Origin of the sequence: Chimaeribacter arupi (genome assembly GCF_002858805.1) — a bacterium.
Lineage (GTDB): Bacteria > Pseudomonadota > Gammaproteobacteria > Enterobacterales > Enterobacteriaceae > Chimaeribacter > Chimaeribacter arupi.
In genome coordinates this window covers 55,636-73,390 of sequence record NZ_PJZI01000028.1, presented here as the reverse complement: position 1 = coordinate 73,390, position 17,755 = coordinate 55,636, and the positions used below count along the sequence as shown (strand labels likewise).

Genomic DNA, 17,755 nt, shown 5'->3' with positions numbered 1-17,755 from the left:
TGGCGCTGTAGGCCCGGCCGATACGCCGGGCTATCGCCTCATCCAGCGTCACCCCCACGTCACCCCGGATGTCATACGCCGTAAAACAGCTCAATGTGTCCATGCTCTATCCTGCGTTAGCTACGGTTCCGGGTGCCCCTGCCGTTCAGGTCGATTCGCGCACGATCAACTCAAAACCCAGGTCGTGATGCACCCCTTTTTTCCCCTCCAGTAACAACCCGGCGGCAATCTCCCCCTTTTTTTCCGCATCCTGGGAAATGGTGGTCAGGCCGGGCAGGCTGCCGGGCAGCGGGATATTGTCGAAGCCGGTGATGGCGATCTCCTGCGGGATCGCGCGCCCCGCCGCCCGGCACGCCTGCACCGCCCCCAGCGCAAAGCGGTCAGAGAGGCAAATCAGCGCGGTCATCGCCGGGCTGTCACGCAGCAATGCCTGTGCAGCCAGCGCGCCATGCGGTTCGTCATGCTCCGTCTCGTATAACCGGCACAGGGACAGATCGATACCGTGCGCCGCCAGCGTGGTTTTGCAGGCATTGACCCGCGTCAGCATCAGGCTGTTATCACCGCAGAGCGGGGCCGACAGCGCAGACATCCCCTGCCTGCCCTGACGGGACGGAAACGAGATGATGCCGACACGCCGGTGGCCTTTCGCCAGCAGATGCAGGCAGATCTGCTGCATCGCCCGCGCGTTATCAATCGACACGCTGCTGTGGTGTGGGATGGCGAAATCAGTGGTGACCATCGGCAACCCTTTCGCCAGCGCTTTTTCAATGATCTGATCGTTATTAAACGTCGCATTCAGGATATAGCCATCCACCACGGCATTAATCGCCTGTATTCTGGCGTTGTCTTTCTGCTTTAACGGAATCAGCACGATATTCGCGCCTTTTTTCTCACAGGCATTGGCAATGCCTTTCATCAGATTTAAATCATGGTGATCGGTAAAGACATAACTCAAGGCGTCATTAAAAATAACGCCGATAGCGTCTGACTTTCCGGTACGCAATGCCCGGCCGAGATTATCCGGGCCATGAAAATAATGGGCCGAGGCGTAACTTAAAATCCGCTCCCGCAAGGCAGGCGAAAGTTTATCCGGATTATTATAGGCATTCGACACCGTGGTATGGGTGACGCCTAATTCACGCGCAATGGACTTCAATGTCATTTTCTTCCGCACAGACAGACTCATTACGTTATTCCTTTAATAAAAACCACGCCGCACCTTATGCGATTAATTCGCGAAATGTATGCATAACACGCCTTTCCCGTCAGGCAGGGAGTTTAACGATAAACAAAATGAAATCTGTGACAGGTTTAACGTTAAACCGCGAACCCCACATGCTAGCGTTAAAAAAGACTTCGAGCTTGCCTGAAATAAATAACACGGATGACTGCCGAATAATTATTTAAATGGTGAATATATGCTAGCCAAATTATTATTGCCGGTTATATTTACCGGCTCAACGCTATTACTCAGCGGCTGTGGGCCGGAAGAAGAAAAAGAAACCTCAACCCTGAAAATGTGGGTCGCCCCCAATATTACCCAGGAAACCTTCTGGGGCGGCGTTATCCGTGACTGGAACGCCATTCCGGGTAACCCAAAAATTGAATTCACCGCCATCCCGGTGGCCGGCAGTTCGGAAGAAGCGATCATGAACGCGCTGGCCTCCGGCACAGAACCGGATATTTCCACCAACATTTTCATCGGCTTTGCCACCCAACTGGCGGAGTTGGGCCAGCTTACCAACCTCTCCACCCTGGAAGGTTATGACGCGCTGGTGGACACGCGGAAAATGAAACCCTTCACCCAGGCGTGGGAAATCAACGGCGAAAATTATGTCATCCCGATTTACGTCAGCCCGATAGTGTATTGGTGGCGCGGCGATCTGCTGGAAAAAAGGGGCATTGGCCGGGTGCCGGTGACCTACGAAGAGGTCTATGCGCTGTCAGAAAAGAATGTGGCGGCGGGCGGCCGTTATTCCATGCAGGTGACGGCCGGGAAAAACTGGTGGGATCGCTGGTTTGATTTCGTTCCGCTCTATTATGCGGCGTCCGGCAATAAACCCTACCTGAATAACGACCGCGCAGTATTTAATAATCCGGCCGGGCTGGAGGTATTAACTTTTATCCAGAAAATGTTCCTGAATAAATGGTCGAGTTACGATTTCACCTCGGCGGATGACCCGCTGGTGACCGGGGATGTGATTGGCGCGGTGCGCGGCCCGTGGGATATTACCCGCTACCGCGAACAATACCCGGCGATATTAGCGACCATCCGCATCGGCCCCATGCTGACTGCCGCCGGTAACGCTGCCCCGGCGACGATGGCCGACAGCAAAGGGCTGGTGTTATTTAACAGTTCCGAAAAAAAAGAAGAGGCCTGGAAATTTATCCAATGGGTTTATTCCAACCCGAAATATGATGTGAAATGGCTGGAAGCCACCAATATGCCGCCGGCGCGGGAAGACTTGCTGACCAACCCGTTGTTTTCCGCTTACCTGGAAAATAACCCGCTGGCCAAAGAGATTATCTCTTACGTCAACCGCGCCACCCCACCGGCGGCCACCACCCGGACTATTGACGTCCAGCGCAGCATGACCCAAATGATCGAGCGCACGATATTTGAGAACCGCTCCCCGGCGCAGGCATTGCAGACATCAGCAGACGAGATTAACCACGCCCTGGGTAAATAACCTATGTTCAAGCTGACGATAAAAGAGTCTTCATTAGGCGGCCTGCTGGCTTCCACCTATCTCGGGTATACGCTGGTATTCTGGCTCTACCCTTTTCTCTGGCTGGGAATATTAAGCTTTACCGACTGGCAATTTATCGGTCTGCCGACCTTTAGCGGGCTGAAAAATTGCCTGGCGGTGCTGCATGATCCGCTGTTCTGGAAAGCGATGAAGAACGTGTTTCTGTTCTTGCTCTATTACCTGCCGATCGTGCTTTCCGCCTCGCTGTTATTTGCGTTCGGCCTCAGCAAACTTAACTATGGCAAGGCGTTTATTGCGTTGAGTTTTCTGCTTGCCAATGTGTCATCCGGGGTGGCGTACTCGATTGTCTTTTCCAAGCTGTTCAGTGAATACGGCCCAATCAATCTCTTTTTACAAGCGCATTTCGGCCTCAATGTGCCGTGGTTTACCGCGCCCGATGTCGCGATGATCTCCATTGCCCTGATCGTGACCTGGAAATTTGTCGGGTATTACGGGCTGATTTTTTATTCCGGCCTGCTCGCCATTCCCAAAGAGATCTATGACGCCGCTGCCCTTGACCAGACCCGCCCGGTTAAACGGCTATTCCGCCTGACGTTGCCGCTGATGAATGCGCAAATCGTGATGGTGCTGGTGCTGGCAATTTCAGTGGCCTTTGCCCTGTTTACCGAACCCTATCTGATCACCGGCGGCGGCCCGCTGGACAGCACCACCACGCCGATGGTGGTGATGTATGAAGCGGCGTTCCGGCGTATGCAACCGGGCTGGGCGGCCACCATGTCCATCTTCGTCGCCGCGTTCAGCTTCAGCCTGATCTGGCTGGTGCGCAAGCTGCTGGAAAAAAACATTGAGATAGTATGACCATGAAAAGAGACACCTTTACCTCAGTGATTATCCATAGCCTGATGCTGTTATTGGCGCTGACCTGGCTCTACCCCTATCTCTGGATGTTTTTCTCCTCACTGAAAGAGACCACAGAGATTTATACCACCCCCCTGTTTGGCGGCCATTTCTCTTTTGATAATTACCGGTTCTTATTTGATGACGCCGGGAAAGCGGAAAAGCCTTTTTTACGCACCCTGCTTAATTCGCTGTTTATTACCCTGACCATTACCGGCTGCGTGACGGCCAGCTCCGCGCTCATCGGCTATGCGCTGGCGAAAATGACCTTCCGCGGGCAGGCCGCGTTTAAAAACCTGCTGATTCTGCAAATGGTGTTCCCGGCCTTTATGTTTATCATCCCGCATTTTGTGTTGATCCGTGAACTGGGGCTGATAAACAGTTACGGGGCGCTGATCCTGCCGTTTGTGATGAGCGCCTGGGGCATTTTCATGGTGTCCCAGAGTTTTAAAGGCACACCGAATGACTATATTTACGCCGCCAGGCTGGATCACGCCTCGCTGTGGAAAATCCTGCGGCACATCATGGTGCCGCTGAATAAATCGATCCTGGCGATTGTGGCGTTATTTACCTTTACCGCCGCCTGGGACAATTTCCTCTGGCCGTTGATTGTGATGCAGGACGCGCAAAAAATGCCGCTGTCGGTATTACTGGCCACCTTTAATAAATCCTACGGTATTTATCTCGGCCCCGTGATGGCCGGTTCCGTGGTGCAGACCTTCCCGATTTTTATTCTGTTTATCCTTTTCAGGAAACATTTCCTGGAAGGGATGTCACTTTCCCTGAAATAAGGAGCGCGCGATGGGTGAGCCGGTGGCGTGGTGGCGCAAAGGGGTGTTTTACCAGGTGTATCTGCCCTCGTTTTGCGATGGCAATGCAGATGGGCTGGGCGATTTCCACGGCCTGCTGAGTAAACTCGACTACCTGGCGGAACTGGGGATTGCGGGCATCTGGATCACGCCGTTTTACCCCTCGCCGCGGGTGGATAACGGCTATGACATCTCTGACTATTGCGGCGTTGACCCGCGTGTCGGCAACCTGGCCCTGTTCGGTGAGCTGGTCACGGGCTGCCATCAGCGCAATATCCGGGTGATTATTGATCTGGTGATTAACCACGTCTCCAGCGCCCACCCGTGGTTTCAGCAGGCGCTGAACGCCCCCGACAGCCCCTGCCGGGATTACTTTCTCTTCCGGCCACAACCGAATAACTGGCAGAGCTTCTTTGGCGGCCCGGCCTGGACGCGCGAATCCCCTACCGGCGAGTACTACTACCACAAGTTCTCCCCGCAGCAGGTTGACCTGAACTGGGGCAATCCGCAGGTCTGCCGGGAGATCGAGCGGGTGATCGACTTCTGGCTGGCGCAAGGGGTGGACGGTTTCCGCTTTGATGTGATCAATTTCCTCACCACTGACGGCATCGGCGCTGACAACCCCTGGGACGGCAGCACGCAGCGCCACGAGCATGACATCAATCAGCCGGGGCTCATCCCGGTGCTCACGCACCTGTGCCGTTACATCCGGCAGCGCAGCGAGGCGTTTTTGATTGGCGAAGTCGGCAGTGAGGATCTGGAGACCCTCTGCCGTTATCAGGGCGGGGCACTGCTGGATGTGGTGTTCAACTTCAACCTCGGCAGCCAGAAAACCTTCAGCGTCAGTGCGATCTATCAGCAATTGGTGGAGATGGAGGCCCGGCAACCGGGTGTGCCGACGCTGTTTTTCTCCAGCCATGACATGTCACGCATGATCAGCCGCTTTGGCGAGAACGCGCGCGATGTGGCCCGCGCCGTGGCGCTGTTTGCACTGCAAATCACCGCCAAAGGCGTGCCGTTTATCTATAACGGCGATGAACTGGGCCTCACCGATTTTGTACCGGAATGCCTGGAGCAGTTGCAGGATATCCAGGGCATTACGCACTACCACACCGCCCGCGCGGCAGGGGAATCCCACCCGGCGGCGCTGGCACTGGCGATGACGCAGTCACGCGATGCCTCACGCGCACCGATGCAGTGGGACGACAGCCCACACGCCGGGTTCTCCGCGGTGCCCCCCTGGCTGCCGGTGCACCGCAATGCGGCCACCGTCAACGCCCGCGCACTGCGCCGGCAGCCGGATTCGATTCTGAACCAGTACAAACAATTGATTCAGCTCCGTAACTGCCACGCTGCCCTGCAAAACGGTGCGTACCAGCAGCTTGAGCAGCAAGGCGATTGTTTGCTGATCACCCGGAAAAATGCGCAAGAGACCCTGCATATCCTGATCAACTTTGGTGCCCCGCGCCCCAATCCGCTGTTTGGCAACGGCCTGCCTGTTTTATTTGGTGATGACAGCCGCGACCTCGAAAAAAATCACGTTCTGATTAAGAAGGGAAACCATGAAAATAGTCCGCAGTCCTGCTAACCCACTGATTACCCCGCGCGACGTCACGCCCTCCCGGCCGGGCATGAAAGTGGAGTGCGTGTTTAACGCCGGGGTGACCCGCTGGGGCGACGAGATCATCCTGCTGTTACGGGTGGCGGAGAGCGTCATCTCCGCTGACCCGGATGAGCTGATTGTGCCGCTGCTGGTGAAGGAAGACGGCACCTGGCGGCCGCGCACCAAAACCTTCCACCGCCACGACCCGCGTTATGATTTCAGCGACCCGAGAGCCATTACACGGAAGGCCGATCCCAGTGATGTTTATCTGACGTCACTTTCCCACTTACGGCTGGCCCGCAGCCGTGACGGCGTAAAATTCACCCTTGATGACGCGCCGTTTATTTTCCCGGATAACGAATATGAGCAGTTTGGCTGTGAAGATGCGCGGATTACCCTGATTGACGGGCGCTATTACATCAACTATTCCGCGGTGTCTCCCTATGGGATTGCTACTGCGCTGGCCGTCACTGACGATTTCAACCAGGTGGAAAAAAGGGGGATTATCCTCTGCCCGGATAACCGCGACGTCTGTTTCTTCCCGGCGCGTATCAACGGCAAATTCCAGGCGCTGACCCGCCCATCGCCCAAATATTTCGGTAAACCGGAGATCTGGCTGAGTGAATCACCGGACATGCTGCACTGGGGCAACCACCGGCACCTGCTGGGCAGCGCCACCGGCGAATGGGACGCGCTGAAAATAGGCGGCGGCGCGCCGATGCTGGAGACCGATCGCGGCTGGTTGCAGGTTTACCACGGCGTGGACCAGCAGCAGCGCTATTGCCTCGGCGTGATGCTGTTGGAGAAAACCAACCCACTGGAGATTCTGGCGAAATCGGCCACACCGCTGTTACAGCCGGAGGCAGACTATGAGGTGGAGGGCTTTTTCGGCAACGTGGTTTTTACCTGCGGCGCACTGATTGAGGATCAGCAATTGATGATTTACTACGGCGCGGCCGACGAATGCATGGCGCTGGCACAGATAAGCCTGGCCGACCTCTGGGCGCACCTCGGCCTGGCCTAAGCGTTAACGGGCACCCGGTGCCCGTTTATCCCGTGTGCCCGGCCGTTACGCCGGGTCGGACAGGTACATTTTGCGCAGGTAATGCGGCACCGCATCATCCACGTTCGACCCAATCACTTCCAGGTGCGGCAGGCGATCTTTCAGGCGCTGGTGCGCGTCACGCATCACGCAGCCCTTCCCGGCGACCGAAAGCATTTCGAAATCGTTCATGCCGTCACCAAAGGCGATACAGTCCGCCAGTGAGTAACCCGCCAGTGCCGCCACCTGCTCCAGCGCATGGCCTTTGGAGACGCCGCCCGCCATCACTTCCAGGCAGGTCGGGAAGGAGAAGCTGACGTTGACCCGCTCGCCCCAGCGCGCGTTGATCGTCTCTTCCAGTTGCAGCAGCTCGTCATGGTCTTCACAAGTGAAGTAGACCTTGCAGATGCCGTCGGTTTCCAGCAGCGTCGGCTCAAACAGGGTGTATTTGAACACGGATTCCTGGAAGAACTCATCCTGGTCCGGGCGGTCACGGTTCATAAACCAGTCGTCATTGCGGTAGACGTTGGTCAGGATCTTCGGGTTGTCATGGACGATCCCGTAGAGATCGCGGGCGATCTCACCGTCGAGGTTATGCGAGAAAATCAGCTCCCCTTCGGTATTGTGCACACGCGCACCGTTGGAGGTGATCATAAAGGCGCTGATCTCGAGGTTATCCCGGATCTGCCCGACGTCTACATGGTGGCGGCCGGTGGCGAAAACAAAATGGATGCCCTGACGGGTCAGCAGTTTCAGCGTCTCTTTGGCATAGGGTGTCAGGGTATGGTCGGGCGACAGCAGCGTGCCGTCTAAATCGGATGCGACAACATGGTACATAGGAATACGTTCTAACCTCTGATGGTGTTAAGGGCAGCCCTCGCCGCCGGATTGAGGATGTTGCGCATAAAAGCGCATGATGGCGTTCAGCGCCTGCGCGCGCAGGTCGTCCCGTTCGAACAGGATCTCATGGCGTGCGCCTTTAATGACCAACGGCTTGCCCCCTTCACACGGACGCCCCGCTTTCGCCATCGCCTGACAAAAGAGCCACTGCGAGCGGTTATCCACCACCCGGTCTTCACTGGCCTGCAACAGCAGCAGCGGCGTATCAATATGTTTGGCCTCTGCCAGAATTTGTTCGCCCGCCTGTACCCCTTCACGCACCCAATGGTACGTCGGGCCGCCTACCTGCAATTCAGGATAGTCCGCGTAGTAGCGCACGGCGCGCCGGTAGCGCTCACGGCTGTGGGTTAAGCGGTTCACCAGAAACGGTAATGGCTGCCAGTGGCCGGTGCCGATGGCGTAGAAATCACGCCGCGCCGGTTTGCTCTCCGCCCAGTTCAGGATGCGGCGTGCCATCCACCCCGGCATCGGCAGGAAAATGCCGGTCATCGGGGCGCACAGGGCGGCGGCATCAAACGGGGGCGGCACACCGGCAGCCCGGCGGCGCGCCAGGTAGAGCGCGAGGATCGCGCCGCCCATGGAGTGCGCCAGCGCATAGTGATGGCGGTAACCGGCCGGTGCGACCACGTCCCGGCAGAAGGTGGCGAAATCCTCCACGTAATCATCAAACAGATGCACATGGCCGCGGTGGCTGTCTTCCAGCACCCGGCCGGATCGCCCCTGCCCGCGGTGGTCAAGGATCATCACGTCATAGCCGCAGTGGAACAGATCATAAGCCACCTCCGGGTATTTCATGTAACTTTCAATGCGCCCCGGTGACACCACGATCACTTTGTCATGGCCAGGACGGCAAAAGCGGACGTAGCGGATCGCCACGTTATTGACGCCCATGAATTCGCCTTCCTGCCTGCCGCGCCAGAAATCCAGCAGCGGCCCGGTGGAGAAAGCGGCGAAGCCTAATTCCCGGGTGAGCCAGCTATCATAAATATGTGACATCGCGTCTGTCCGTAGCCCTGTGATGCAGCAAAATACGCGCGCGGTGAGGCCGTAGCGCAACCCCTGACAATAGCGTATTGTGGCACAAAACAATGTAATCAGGGAGCCTTGCCCATGACCTTGGATTGGTGGTTAACCTACCTTCTGACAACCGTTATTCTCAGCCTGTCGCCTGGTTCAGGTGCCATTAATACCATGAGTACCAGCCTCAGCCACGGTTACCGCGGCGCGGTGGCCTCTATCGCCGGGTTGCAGCTGGGCCTGAGCCTGCACATCGTGCTGGTGGGGATCGGGCTGGGCGCGTTGATTTCGCAGTCGCTGCTGGCGTTTGAGTTGCTGAAGTGGCTGGGTGCCGCCTACCTGATCTGGCTCGGCATCCAGCAATGGCGCGCCGCCGGGGCGGTAGACCTGCACGCGCTGGCAGGCAGTATGCCGCGCCGCCAGCTATTCCGCCGCGCGTTGCTGGTGAACCTCACCAACCCGAAAAGCATCGTGTTCCTCGCGGCGTTGTTCCCGCAATTTATCGTGCCGCACCAGCCGCAGGCGATACAGTATGTGATCCTCGGCGTGACGACCGTGGTGGTGGATATCATCGTGATGATTGGTTACGCCATGCTCGCCCGCCGCCTGGCCAACTGGGTAAAAGCGCCGAAACAGATGACGCTGCTGAACCGCATTTTCGGCTCACTGTTTATGCTGGTCGGCGCCCTGCTGGCCACCGCCAGACGGGTGTAAAAACCCCTCACGCAAAAGGGCAGCCAAGAGGCTGCCCTTTTTTATCGCGTTGTTTTAATGGCCAAACTGGGCGATCCCTCAAAAGCCCCCGCCTATTCTTTCCTTACATACCCAAGAATTTGCAATTCTGGTGGGGGCGTAAAAATCATTGCTGAGTGAGCCGCAGGGCCGGGCGAGCACACACGACGTGTGCGAGAGTCGCAGCCACGCCGGGAGCGTGTCTGCGGCGGCCCGAAAAGCCCGGAGGTGAAGCGAAGGCACCCGCTACGCGGGCAATGATTCAGCCGGGGCACCGAAAGCGCGCGGGTGCAGGGCCGGCGCGCCGGCAGGCCCTGCTCGGTTGAGGCTATGAGGCTCAGGTAGACAACGACACATGAACAACCGAAACATTCCACCCCTACCGAAACCTCCCACCCCTACCGAAACATTCCACCACTCCAAATCCCAGCGCTCAGCTCCCAGCCCTCACCGCGAAATAATAAGGTGAATCCCAAACCCGGCAAACAACACCCCCGCCACCCCATCAATCCATTTCGCCAGCCGCTGATAGCCGCGGCGCATCACCGGCAGGGCGAACACCATCGCGACGATGGAGAACCAGGCAAAGGTTTCCGTCACGATCAAGACAAACAGCCCCCAGCGCTCGGCGCTGCCGACATCATCCCCGACAAACAGGGAAAACACGCTGCCGAAGTAGATCACCGCTTTCGGGTTGGAGAGGTTGGTCAGGAAGCCGCGCATAAAGGTACGACCGCGCGCCGGCAGCTCCACCTTCGGGGCCTCATCGGTAGGAGCCGCCTGTTTGGCCCTGGCGGAGCGCAGCAATTGCCAGCCCATCCACAGCAGGTAGAGGCCGCCGCCGACCATGATCACCTGATGCAGCCAGGCCATTTTTTCCAGCAGCAGGTGCAGGCCCATCAGCGCCACGCCTGCCCAGACCACAATCCCCAGCGAAATGCCGATCACGCCCATCATCGCCTCACGGCGCGATCGGCTGACGGCGGTCTGGGACACAAAAAAGAAGTCAGGGCCGGGACTGATCAGGGCCACCAGATGCACCAAAGCGACAGTCAAAAACAGGATTAACATCAGCAGGACGCTCACAAGAAAAGGGGGGAAACCAGAATAGTATGTGATGGCCGGTTAAGTTGCCATCACATCAGGTTATGTTTTCAGGGAGCGGGTCAATCAGTCGTCGTCGTTGTCGAGATGGTCACGGATCATGCTGAGGAACGGCGTGCCGAAGCGCTCCAGTTTGCGCTGGCCGACGCCGTTGACGCTGAGCAGCTCGCCCGGCGAAGTCGGCATCTGTTCCGCCATCTCCAGCAGGGTGGCGTCATTGAAGACCACATAGGGCGGCACGTTCGCCTCATCGGCAATCGATTTGCGCAATTTACGCAATTTGGCGAACAGCTTGCGGTCGTAATTGCCGCCGTAGCTTTTGGGGGTACTGCCGCTGCGCGTTTTCGGTGCCTGGATACGCGGCACCGCCAGTTGCAGCGGCGCGTCACCGCGCAGCACCGGCCGCGCCGCCTCGGTGAGTTGCAGTGCCGAATGCATGGCGATGTTCTGGCTTATCATCCCGAGGTGGATCAGCTGGCGGAACACGCTGACCCAGTGCTCGGTGGTCTGGTCGCGGCCCAGGCCATACACCGACAGCTTATCGTGGCCGTTGTCACGGATACGCAGGTTATTCGCGCCGCGCAGCACTTCCACCACATAGCCGATGCCGAACCGCTGGCCGACCCGCGCCACTGCGGAGAGCGCTTTCTGCGCGTCCAGCAGCCCGTCGTAACGTTTCGGCGGATCAAGGCAGATGTCGCAGTTGCCGCACGGCGTCTGCCGCCCTTCGCCGAAGTAGTTCAGCAACACCAGGCGGCGGCAGGTCTGCGCTTCCGCAAAGGCCCCCATCGCATTGAGTTTGTGGCGTTCCACGTCCTGCTGCGGCCCGGCGGGTTTCTCCTCCAGGCAACGGCGTAACCAGGCCATGTCGGCCGGGTCATACAGCAAAATCGCCTCGGCGGGCAGGCCGTCACGTCCGGCGCGCCCGGTTTCCTGATAATAGGCCTCGATGGTGCGCGGGATGTCAAAGTGCACCACGAAACGCACGTTGGGTTTGTTGATGCCCATGCCGAACGCCACGGTCGCCACCACCACCTGCAAATCATCACGCTGGAAGGCGTCCTGCACCCGGGCGCGCTGCTCACTCTCCAGCCCGGCATGGTACGCGCCGACACTCAGGCCGCGCGCCTGCAACCGTGCGGTGGTGTCTTCCACTTTCGCCCGGCTGCCGCAGTAAATGATGCCGCATTTGCCGCGCTGGTCCTGCACGAAGCGCCAGAGCTGGTCGAGCGGTTTGTACTTTTCCACCAGGGTGTAGCGGATGTTCGGCCGGTCAAAGCTGCTGATCTCAACCAGCGGGTCATGCAGCGCCAGCCCACGCACGATGTCATTGCGCGTGGCGTCGTCGGCGGTGGCCGTGAGGGCGATCACCGGCAGATCGGGGAAGCGGGATTTCAGTTGCCCAAGCGCACGGTACTCAGGGCGGAAATCATGGCCCCATTGGGAAATACAGTGTGCTTCGTCAACCGCCAGCATCGCCGGGTTAAGCTGCGGCAACTGGTCGAGGAAGTTGTCCATCATCAGCCGTTCCGGCGCGATGTAGAGCATCTTGATCTGGCCGCTGCGGCAGGCTGCCAGCACCTCGTGCTGCTGCTCGCGGGTCTGGCTGGAATTCAGACATGCCGCGGCCACACCGTTGGCCAGCAGCTGGTCAACCTGGTCTTTCATCAGGGAGATCAGCGGTGAGACCACCAGCGTCAGGCCATCCATAACCAGGGCAGGGATTTGGTAACACAGGGATTTGCCGCCACCGGTGGGCATCACCACCAGACAGTCGCGCCCTTCAAGCGCGGTGTTAATGATGGTTTGCTGACCCGGACGGAATTGCTGGTAGCCGAAGGTGTCGTGTAACACCTGCTCGGCCAGCAACGCTTTATTGATTACTGCCGCCGTAGACACTCGTTTCCCCAATTTTTACGAACCGGCGGGCAATGGCCCCGCCGGTGATGATGCACAAACAGCACAGTTACATAATGTCGTTGAGCATGACACCGACACCAATACGCGTCTGCTTGTAGTTGTAGTCGATCAGCGATTCGCCGTAGCCGCTGAAGACCTTCGTGTAGAAGCGGACATGGCGGGTGATAGGATAGCTCCACCCCGCCTCTGCGCCGCCGTAGCCGGTGTTCCAGTTATAGCGGCCGTTGATGCTGAAGACGCTGTCACCCCAGGCATAGCCGACTTTCAGGCGGTAATAGCCCATGTATTTGGTGATGTCCGGGTTATCGTCGTTGGCGTCGCTCTCCGGGAGGCGATACCAGGGTTTGAGGTCCACCTGCCAGTTGCCGTGCTGCGCCATAAACCGCATATAGAGGCGGTTCCAGCTGCGGGACGTCGGGTCAGAGCGGCCGTTGGAGTCGTGGTTAAACCCGGTTTCCACTTCGCGCAATGTCCAGCCGGCGAAGCTGTAATCTGTGGCCCAGCCGACGAAGACCTGCGGCTCATAGTTGGTTTCACGGAACGGTGACGACTCGCCCCGGTTGGAGAGCTGCCAGAACGAATGCTGGGTATAAGACGCCGCCAGCAGGGAGTTGTCCCCCAGGATGCCGCGCCAGATCGGGAAGCCCAGGCTCAGCTGGAACTCCACCTCATCTTTTTTCGTGTTGTCGGCCCAGTCATAGGACTGGATGGCCTTGGTATTTATCTTATCTGAGTAGGTATACAACAGATAGTTCGTTTCGTAAGGATACAGGGTAAAAGGGTTATCATGTTCCTGCAACATACTGGCGATGACGCTGCCACGCACTGTGGGGTAATCATGAATTTCTTTAACGGTGGCTTCTTCTGCCTGAACCAGAGCCGGTGCTGCCAGCAACACCATACCGATCCCCCAATAACTGCGCATAACCCCTCCAATCACTCTGAAAAAAATAAATAGGCTCACCCCGAAGGGAGGCCATTTTACACACAAATACGACCAGCGATTAGTGGTGTTTCGAATTATCGGCGCGCAGCTGGAAAGCAACAAATGAGAAGCATAGAATCCACATTAAATTAACATAACGGCGCTTGCCCGCCTGTTTTCCCACAGGGTATGTTTTCCCACAAGGAGATGTATGTCTGCCACGTTACTTTCCCAGGACGCCGCCCGCCGGCTGATTGGCGCAATCTTTGTCTACGATATGCCGTTCAACCGTGAGCTGGGCCTGGAGCTGGCCGCGTTCGATGAACAGCACGTTGAACTGACCTTTACGCATCAGACCCGGCTGGTCGGCAACGCCGCGCAGCGGATTTTGCACGGCGGGGTGATCGCCTCCGTGCTGGATGTGGCCGCCGGGCTGGCGTGTGTCGGCAGCGCCCTGCTGCGCCATGACGAACTCACCGAACAAACGCTGCGCGAACGCATGGCCAAAATGGGCACCATCGATCTGCGGGTGGATTACCTGCGGCCGGGGCGCGGTGACCACTTCATTACCACCAGCAGCCTGCTGCGTGCCGGGAATAAAGTCGCGGTTGCACGGGCCGAGCTGCATAACGACGCCGGGCTGCATATCGCCAGCGCCACCGCCACCTATCTGGTGGGCTAATCCGCACGGATGTGCAAACAGGCCGGGCAAAGGCCCGGCAACCTCAGTACACTAAGCCCTCTTTTTCTTTCAGGCCAAACACATGGATGCTAAACAGACCCGGCACGGCATTTTTTTTGCCCTTGCCGCCTATTTTATCTGGGGCATCGCCCCCGCCTATTTCAAGCTGCTCGAGCAGGTGCCGCCCGGCGAAATCCTGACCCACCGCGTGGTCTGGTCTTTCTTCTTTATGCTGATCCTGCTCTCGGTCAGCCGCAACTGGGACAAGGTGCGCGCCATTGTGCACCAGCCGAAACGGCTGCTGCTGCTCGCCGTGACGGCCCTGCTGGTGGGCAGCAACTGGCTGCTGTTTATCTGGGCGGTGAATAACCATCACATTCTGGAGGCCAGCCTCGGCTACTTTATCAACCCGCTGGTGAATGTGCTGCTTGGGATGCTGTTTTTGGGAGAGCGCTTCCGCCGTTTGCAATGGCTGGCGGTAGCGATGGCGGTGTGCGGCGTGCTGGTACAGCTCTGGCAGTTCGGCTCACTGCCGGTGATTGCGCTGGGGCTGGCGTTCAGCTTTGCGCTGTATGGCCTGCTGCGCAAAAAGATCGGCATTGATGCGCAAACCGGGATGCTGATTGAGACATTGTGGCTGTTGCCGGCGGCGGTGATTTACCTGTTCTTTATTGCCGATACGCCGACCAGCCACCTGACGGCCAACCCCATGACGCTGAACCTGCTGCTGGTGGCGGCCGGGATTGTCACCACCATCCCGCTGCTGTTTTTCACCGCCGCGGCCACCCGCCTGCGTCTCTCCACGCTGGGCTTTTTCCAGTACCTCGGCCCGACGCTGATGTTTGTGCTGGCGGTGACGTTCTACGGTGAAACCATCGGCAATGACAAACTGGTGACCTTTGCCTTTATCTGGGGCGGCCTGCTGCTGTTTACGCTGGACGCGCTCTACAGCACACGCAAACCGCGCTAACGCATGCCGGACGGCGGCTTACCGGCATGGCGCGAAATAAAACGCGCCATCGCCGGGCCGGTGACCAGGATGGTGACCAGCCGCAGCGTCTGCATCGCCATCACAAATGACATATCCACTTTCGTGCCTGCGGCAATGATCGCAACCGTGTCCAGCCCGCCGGGGCTGGTGGCGAGGTACGCCGACATCAGATCCACCGGCAGCACCTGGGTCAGCCCCCAGGCCATCGCCCCGCACACCAGCATCAGGCCAAAAATCGACGCCAGCATCTGCGGCAGGGTGCGCAGTGCCAGCAGCACGATATCGCGCGTGAAGCGCAACCCCACCGTCCAGCCGATCAGCGCATAGGCTGCCGCCAATAACCATTCCGGGATTTGCAGCGTCATCAGGCCGCCGGAGTGCACCACCGCGCCGAGGATGGCCGGTACCAGCAGCGCGCCGGAGGGGATCCGCAGCCGTGGCGCGAGCAGAATACCCACCAGCGCGATCGCCAGGGTGCCGATGAAACGCCCGTCCAGCGCCGGAAACCACACCTGCGCCACGGCCTGGCTGCCTGCGTCGTCCCCCAGCCCGATGCGCGCCACCAGCGCCGCCGCCGTAGCGACAAACAGCACCCGCAGGTATTGCATAAAGGCCACCAGCCGCACATCCGCGCCGAAATCCCCGGCCATCGCCACCATTGCCGACGCCCCGCCGGGTGACGATCCCCAGGCCCCGGTCGGCCCCGGCAGCGCGCTGAAGCGCACCAGCAACCAGCCGGAGAGGCCGCTCGCCAGCAAAGTACCGAGCAGCACCGCCACCACCATCGGCCAGTCCTCCAGCAGCGGCGTAAGAATACCGGGTGACAGGCTCTGGGCAATCATACAGCCCAGGATGCCTTGTGAAAGGGTGAAACAGCGCGGCGGCACACGGATCGACGCGCCCATTAATCCCATCATTACCCCGACGATCATCGGCCCGAGCAACAGCGCCGCCGGCAGATGACAGGCCTGCAAACCAAAGCCGACGATCCCAGACAACACCAACAGCAGTGCCCATTGGCTGATGGGCGACATCCTTTTTATCTGCATGTGTATTTCTACATTTCATTAACAATCAAAACAGTAGTGTACGCCGGATCAGGCAGAAAAGGGGACGATGTGTGCGGGAAATCACAGAAGGGGGGCAAACGGCTCCCCGCGGGGCGGGGAGCGACCCGGCGATTACAGCCAGTTTTTGCGCTTGAAATAGAGGTAAGGGGCCAGACCGGCCAGGATCATCAGGCCGATCGCGGCAGGGTAACCGAATGACCACTGCAACTCCGGCATAAATTCGAAGTTCATGCCGTAACTGGACGCCACCAGCGTCGGCGGCAGGAATACCACGGAGACCACCGAGAAGATTTTGATGATGCGGTTCTGCTCAATGTTGATAAAGCCCATCGCCGCCTGCATCAGGAAGTTCACCTTCTGGAACAGGGATTCGTTGTGCGGCAACAGGGATTCGATGTCACGCAGCACTTCACGCGCCTGCTCCAGCTGGCCGTTCGGCAGCCGCGCCTTGCGCACCAGGAAGTTGAGCGCCCGTTGGGTATCCATCAGGCAGAGGCGCACTTTCCAGCCAACGTCCTCCAGCTCCGCCAGCGTTGAGAGCGCCGCGTCATATTCGTCGCCCTGCTGGCCTTCCATGATCACCCGGCTCAGTTTTTCCAGATCGCTGTAAATGTTTTCGATCTCATCGGCCAGCTGTTCGATTTTGGTTTCAAACAGATCCAGCAGCAGCTCGTAGGCATTGCCGTCAATCAGCATCTGGTTGCGGGCGCGCATCCGGTAGAGGCGGAAAGCCGGCAGTTCGCGTTCGCGCAGGGTATAGAGGCGGCCGTCCCGGATGGTAAAGGCCACGGTGGAGTTACCGCCGTGATCTTCCGCATCTTCGAAATAGAAGAAGGAGTGGATATGCAGGCCGTCTTCGTCTTCAAAGAAGCGCGCAGAGGCTTCGATGTCATCCAGTTCCGGGCGGGTGGCGAGGCTCTGGCCCAGCTCCGTCTGTACTTTTTCGCGTTCATCCACGTCGGGTTCGATCAGATCTACCCACAGCGAGGTGGTGAGATCGTCTGCGTCATCCAACTCTAAACGGGATAAGCGGCTGTTATCTAATTTGAATGCGCTCAGCATAGGCGATTGCTCCCTTGTGACGACAAAAAGAGGCAACGCAATGGATCACAGAAACCAAAAGGGTGTGTAACACCGGCGTGTTTCAGACCGCGATAGGCTCTGACTCAGGGCGACACAATAGGAGGGTCGCTGACAACCACGAAGGCTATCAGCAAGGAGGATAGCCTTAGAAGTTGCACCTTATGAACAGGTTATTGAGCCAGTATCTACTGGGTGTGTCCAAGGCGAAGATCCTCATTAAGAATAGTGCGCGCATGTTACGCTGAGACGAAAAAGACTGTCAACCGCCG

Annotated in this window: 16 protein-coding genes; 8 read left to right on the top strand and 8 right to left on the bottom strand. The window is 58.3% G+C overall.

From position 1 onward, the window contains the following. Positions 1-145: 145 nt before the first annotated feature. A complete protein-coding gene (locus tag CYR52_RS16065; RefSeq protein ID WP_241522425.1) occupies positions 146-1,186 on the bottom strand; it encodes a LacI family DNA-binding transcriptional regulator in 1,041 nt (346 codons plus the stop codon). Positions 1,187-1,418: 232 nt separating this feature from the next. Between CYR52_RS16065 and CYR52_RS16060 the strand changes: the two genes are divergently transcribed. From CYR52_RS16060 to CYR52_RS16040, 5 genes are read left to right on the top strand one after another with little or no spacing between them, the layout of a single operon-like run. Beyond that, the gene (locus tag CYR52_RS16060) at positions 1,419-2,690 is read left to right on the top strand and encodes an extracellular solute-binding protein (RefSeq protein WP_241522424.1); all 1,272 of its coding nucleotides are present in this window, start codon (positions 1,419-1,421) and stop codon (positions 2,688-2,690) included. Between the two features lie 3 nt (positions 2,691-2,693). Further along, complete coding sequence (locus CYR52_RS16055) at positions 2,694-3,569, top strand: carbohydrate ABC transporter permease (protein ID WP_072931347.1); 876 nt, start codon at positions 2,694-2,696, stop codon at positions 3,567-3,569. 2 nt (positions 3,570-3,571) lie between these two features. Continuing rightward, positions 3,572-4,399, top strand: a complete 828-nt coding sequence (locus CYR52_RS16050; RefSeq protein WP_072931450.1) for a carbohydrate ABC transporter permease — start codon at positions 3,572-3,574, stop codon at positions 4,397-4,399. A 10-nt stretch (positions 4,400-4,409) separates the two neighbouring features. After that, positions 4,410-6,005, top strand: a complete 1,596-nt coding sequence (locus CYR52_RS16045; protein ID WP_101828930.1) for an alpha-amylase family glycosyl hydrolase — start codon at positions 4,410-4,412, stop codon at positions 6,003-6,005. After that, entirely contained in the window at positions 5,986-7,044 is a 1,059-nt protein-coding gene (locus CYR52_RS16040) for a glycoside hydrolase family 130 protein (RefSeq protein ID WP_206605021.1), read from the top strand. Before CYR52_RS16045 ends, CYR52_RS16040 begins: the two co-directional genes overlap by 20 nt. A 45-nt stretch (positions 7,045-7,089) precedes the next feature. Here the strand turns inward: CYR52_RS16040 and yigL are convergent, their stop codons facing one another. Both yigL and pldB read right to left on the bottom strand, forming a co-directional pair. Further along, positions 7,090-7,899: a sugar/pyridoxal phosphate phosphatase YigL gene (yigL, locus tag CYR52_RS16035; protein WP_072931337.1), complete on the bottom strand. Its 810-nt coding sequence runs from the start codon at positions 7,897-7,899 to the stop codon at positions 7,090-7,092. Between the two features lie 27 nt (positions 7,900-7,926). Next, positions 7,927-8,958, bottom strand: coding sequence for a lysophospholipase L2 (gene pldB, locus CYR52_RS16030; protein ID WP_101828928.1), 1,032 nt, complete (start codon positions 8,956-8,958; stop codon positions 7,927-7,929). A 114-nt stretch (positions 8,959-9,072) separates the two neighbouring features. Between pldB and rhtB the strand changes: the two genes are divergently transcribed. Beyond that, on the top strand, positions 9,073-9,693 hold the full coding sequence (gene rhtB / locus CYR52_RS16025; protein WP_072931328.1) for a homoserine/homoserine lactone efflux protein: 621 nt from the start codon (positions 9,073-9,075) through the stop codon (positions 9,691-9,693). A 465-nt stretch (positions 9,694-10,158) separates the two neighbouring features. On the opposite strand, the gene rhtC is transcribed toward rhtB, so the two are convergent. The 3 genes from rhtC to pldA form a co-directional block, all read right to left on the bottom strand. Next, on the bottom strand, positions 10,159-10,782 hold the full coding sequence (gene rhtC / locus CYR52_RS16020; RefSeq protein WP_072931448.1) for a threonine export protein RhtC: 624 nt from the start codon (positions 10,780-10,782) through the stop codon (positions 10,159-10,161). Positions 10,783-10,881: 99 nt separating this feature from the next. Then, positions 10,882-12,714 (bottom strand): ATP-dependent DNA helicase RecQ, encoded by a 1,833-nt coding sequence (gene recQ, locus CYR52_RS16015; protein ID WP_101828927.1) that lies wholly within the window; start codon positions 12,712-12,714, stop codon positions 10,882-10,884. Between the two features lie 67 nt (positions 12,715-12,781). Beyond that, entirely contained in the window at positions 12,782-13,660 is an 879-nt protein-coding gene (pldA, locus tag CYR52_RS16010) for a phospholipase A (RefSeq protein WP_072931322.1), read from the bottom strand. A 211-nt stretch (positions 13,661-13,871) separates the two neighbouring features. Between pldA and CYR52_RS16005 the strand changes: the two genes are divergently transcribed. Then, the gene (locus tag CYR52_RS16005; RefSeq protein ID WP_072931320.1) at positions 13,872-14,342 is read left to right on the top strand and encodes a thioesterase family protein; all 471 of its coding nucleotides are present in this window, start codon (positions 13,872-13,874) and stop codon (positions 14,340-14,342) included. Between the two features lie 82 nt (positions 14,343-14,424). Continuing rightward, entirely contained in the window at positions 14,425-15,312 is an 888-nt protein-coding gene (rarD, locus tag CYR52_RS16000; RefSeq protein WP_072931317.1) for an EamA family transporter RarD, read from the top strand. On the opposite strand, the gene CYR52_RS15995 is transcribed toward rarD, so the two are convergent. Both CYR52_RS15995 and corA read right to left on the bottom strand, forming a co-directional pair. Continuing rightward, positions 15,309-16,382 (bottom strand): AbrB family transcriptional regulator, encoded by a 1,074-nt coding sequence (locus CYR52_RS15995; protein ID WP_246538727.1) that lies wholly within the window; start codon positions 16,380-16,382, stop codon positions 15,309-15,311. The genes rarD and CYR52_RS15995 overlap by 4 nt on opposite strands. Positions 16,383-16,514: 132 nt before the next feature. Next, positions 16,515-17,465 carry a magnesium/cobalt transporter CorA gene (gene corA, locus CYR52_RS15990; RefSeq protein ID WP_072931315.1) on the bottom strand — a complete coding sequence of 317 codons (951 nt, stop codon included), beginning with the start codon at positions 17,463-17,465 and terminating at the stop codon, positions 16,515-16,517. Positions 17,466-17,755: the final 290 nt, after the last annotated feature.

Coding starts and splice junctions, on each gene's coding strand:
- CYR52_RS16065 (WP_241522425.1), bottom strand. CDS start 1,186: ATGAGTCTGTCTGTGCGGAAGAAAATGACATTGAAGTCCATTGCGCGT.
- CYR52_RS16060 (WP_241522424.1), top strand. CDS start 1,419: ATGCTAGCCAAATTATTATTGCCGGTTATATTTACCGGCTCAACGCTA.
- CYR52_RS16055 (WP_072931347.1), top strand. CDS start 2,694: ATGTTCAAGCTGACGATAAAAGAGTCTTCATTAGGCGGCCTGCTGGCT.
- CYR52_RS16050 (WP_072931450.1), top strand. CDS start 3,572: ATGAAAAGAGACACCTTTACCTCAGTGATTATCCATAGCCTGATGCTG.
- CYR52_RS16045 (WP_101828930.1), top strand. CDS start 4,410: ATGGGTGAGCCGGTGGCGTGGTGGCGCAAAGGGGTGTTTTACCAGGTG.
- yigL (WP_072931337.1), bottom strand. CDS start 7,899: ATGTACCATGTTGTCGCATCCGATTTAGACGGCACGCTGCTGTCGCCC.
- pldB (WP_101828928.1), bottom strand. CDS start 8,958: ATGTCACATATTTATGATAGCTGGCTCACCCGGGAATTAGGCTTCGCC.
- rhtB (WP_072931328.1), top strand. CDS start 9,073: ATGACCTTGGATTGGTGGTTAACCTACCTTCTGACAACCGTTATTCTC.
- rhtC (WP_072931448.1), bottom strand. CDS start 10,782: ATGTTAATCCTGTTTTTGACTGTCGCTTTGGTGCATCTGGTGGCCCTG.
- pldA (WP_072931322.1), bottom strand. CDS start 13,660: ATGCGCAGTTATTGGGGGATCGGTATGGTGTTGCTGGCAGCACCGGCT.
- CYR52_RS16005 (WP_072931320.1), top strand. CDS start 13,872: ATGTCTGCCACGTTACTTTCCCAGGACGCCGCCCGCCGGCTGATTGGC.
- rarD (WP_072931317.1), top strand. CDS start 14,425: ATGGATGCTAAACAGACCCGGCACGGCATTTTTTTTGCCCTTGCCGCC.
- CYR52_RS15995 (WP_246538727.1), bottom strand. CDS start 16,382: ATGCAGATAAAAAGGATGTCGCCCATCAGCCAATGGGCACTGCTGTTG.
- corA (WP_072931315.1), bottom strand. CDS start 17,465: ATGCTGAGCGCATTCAAATTAGATAACAGCCGCTTATCCCGTTTAGAG.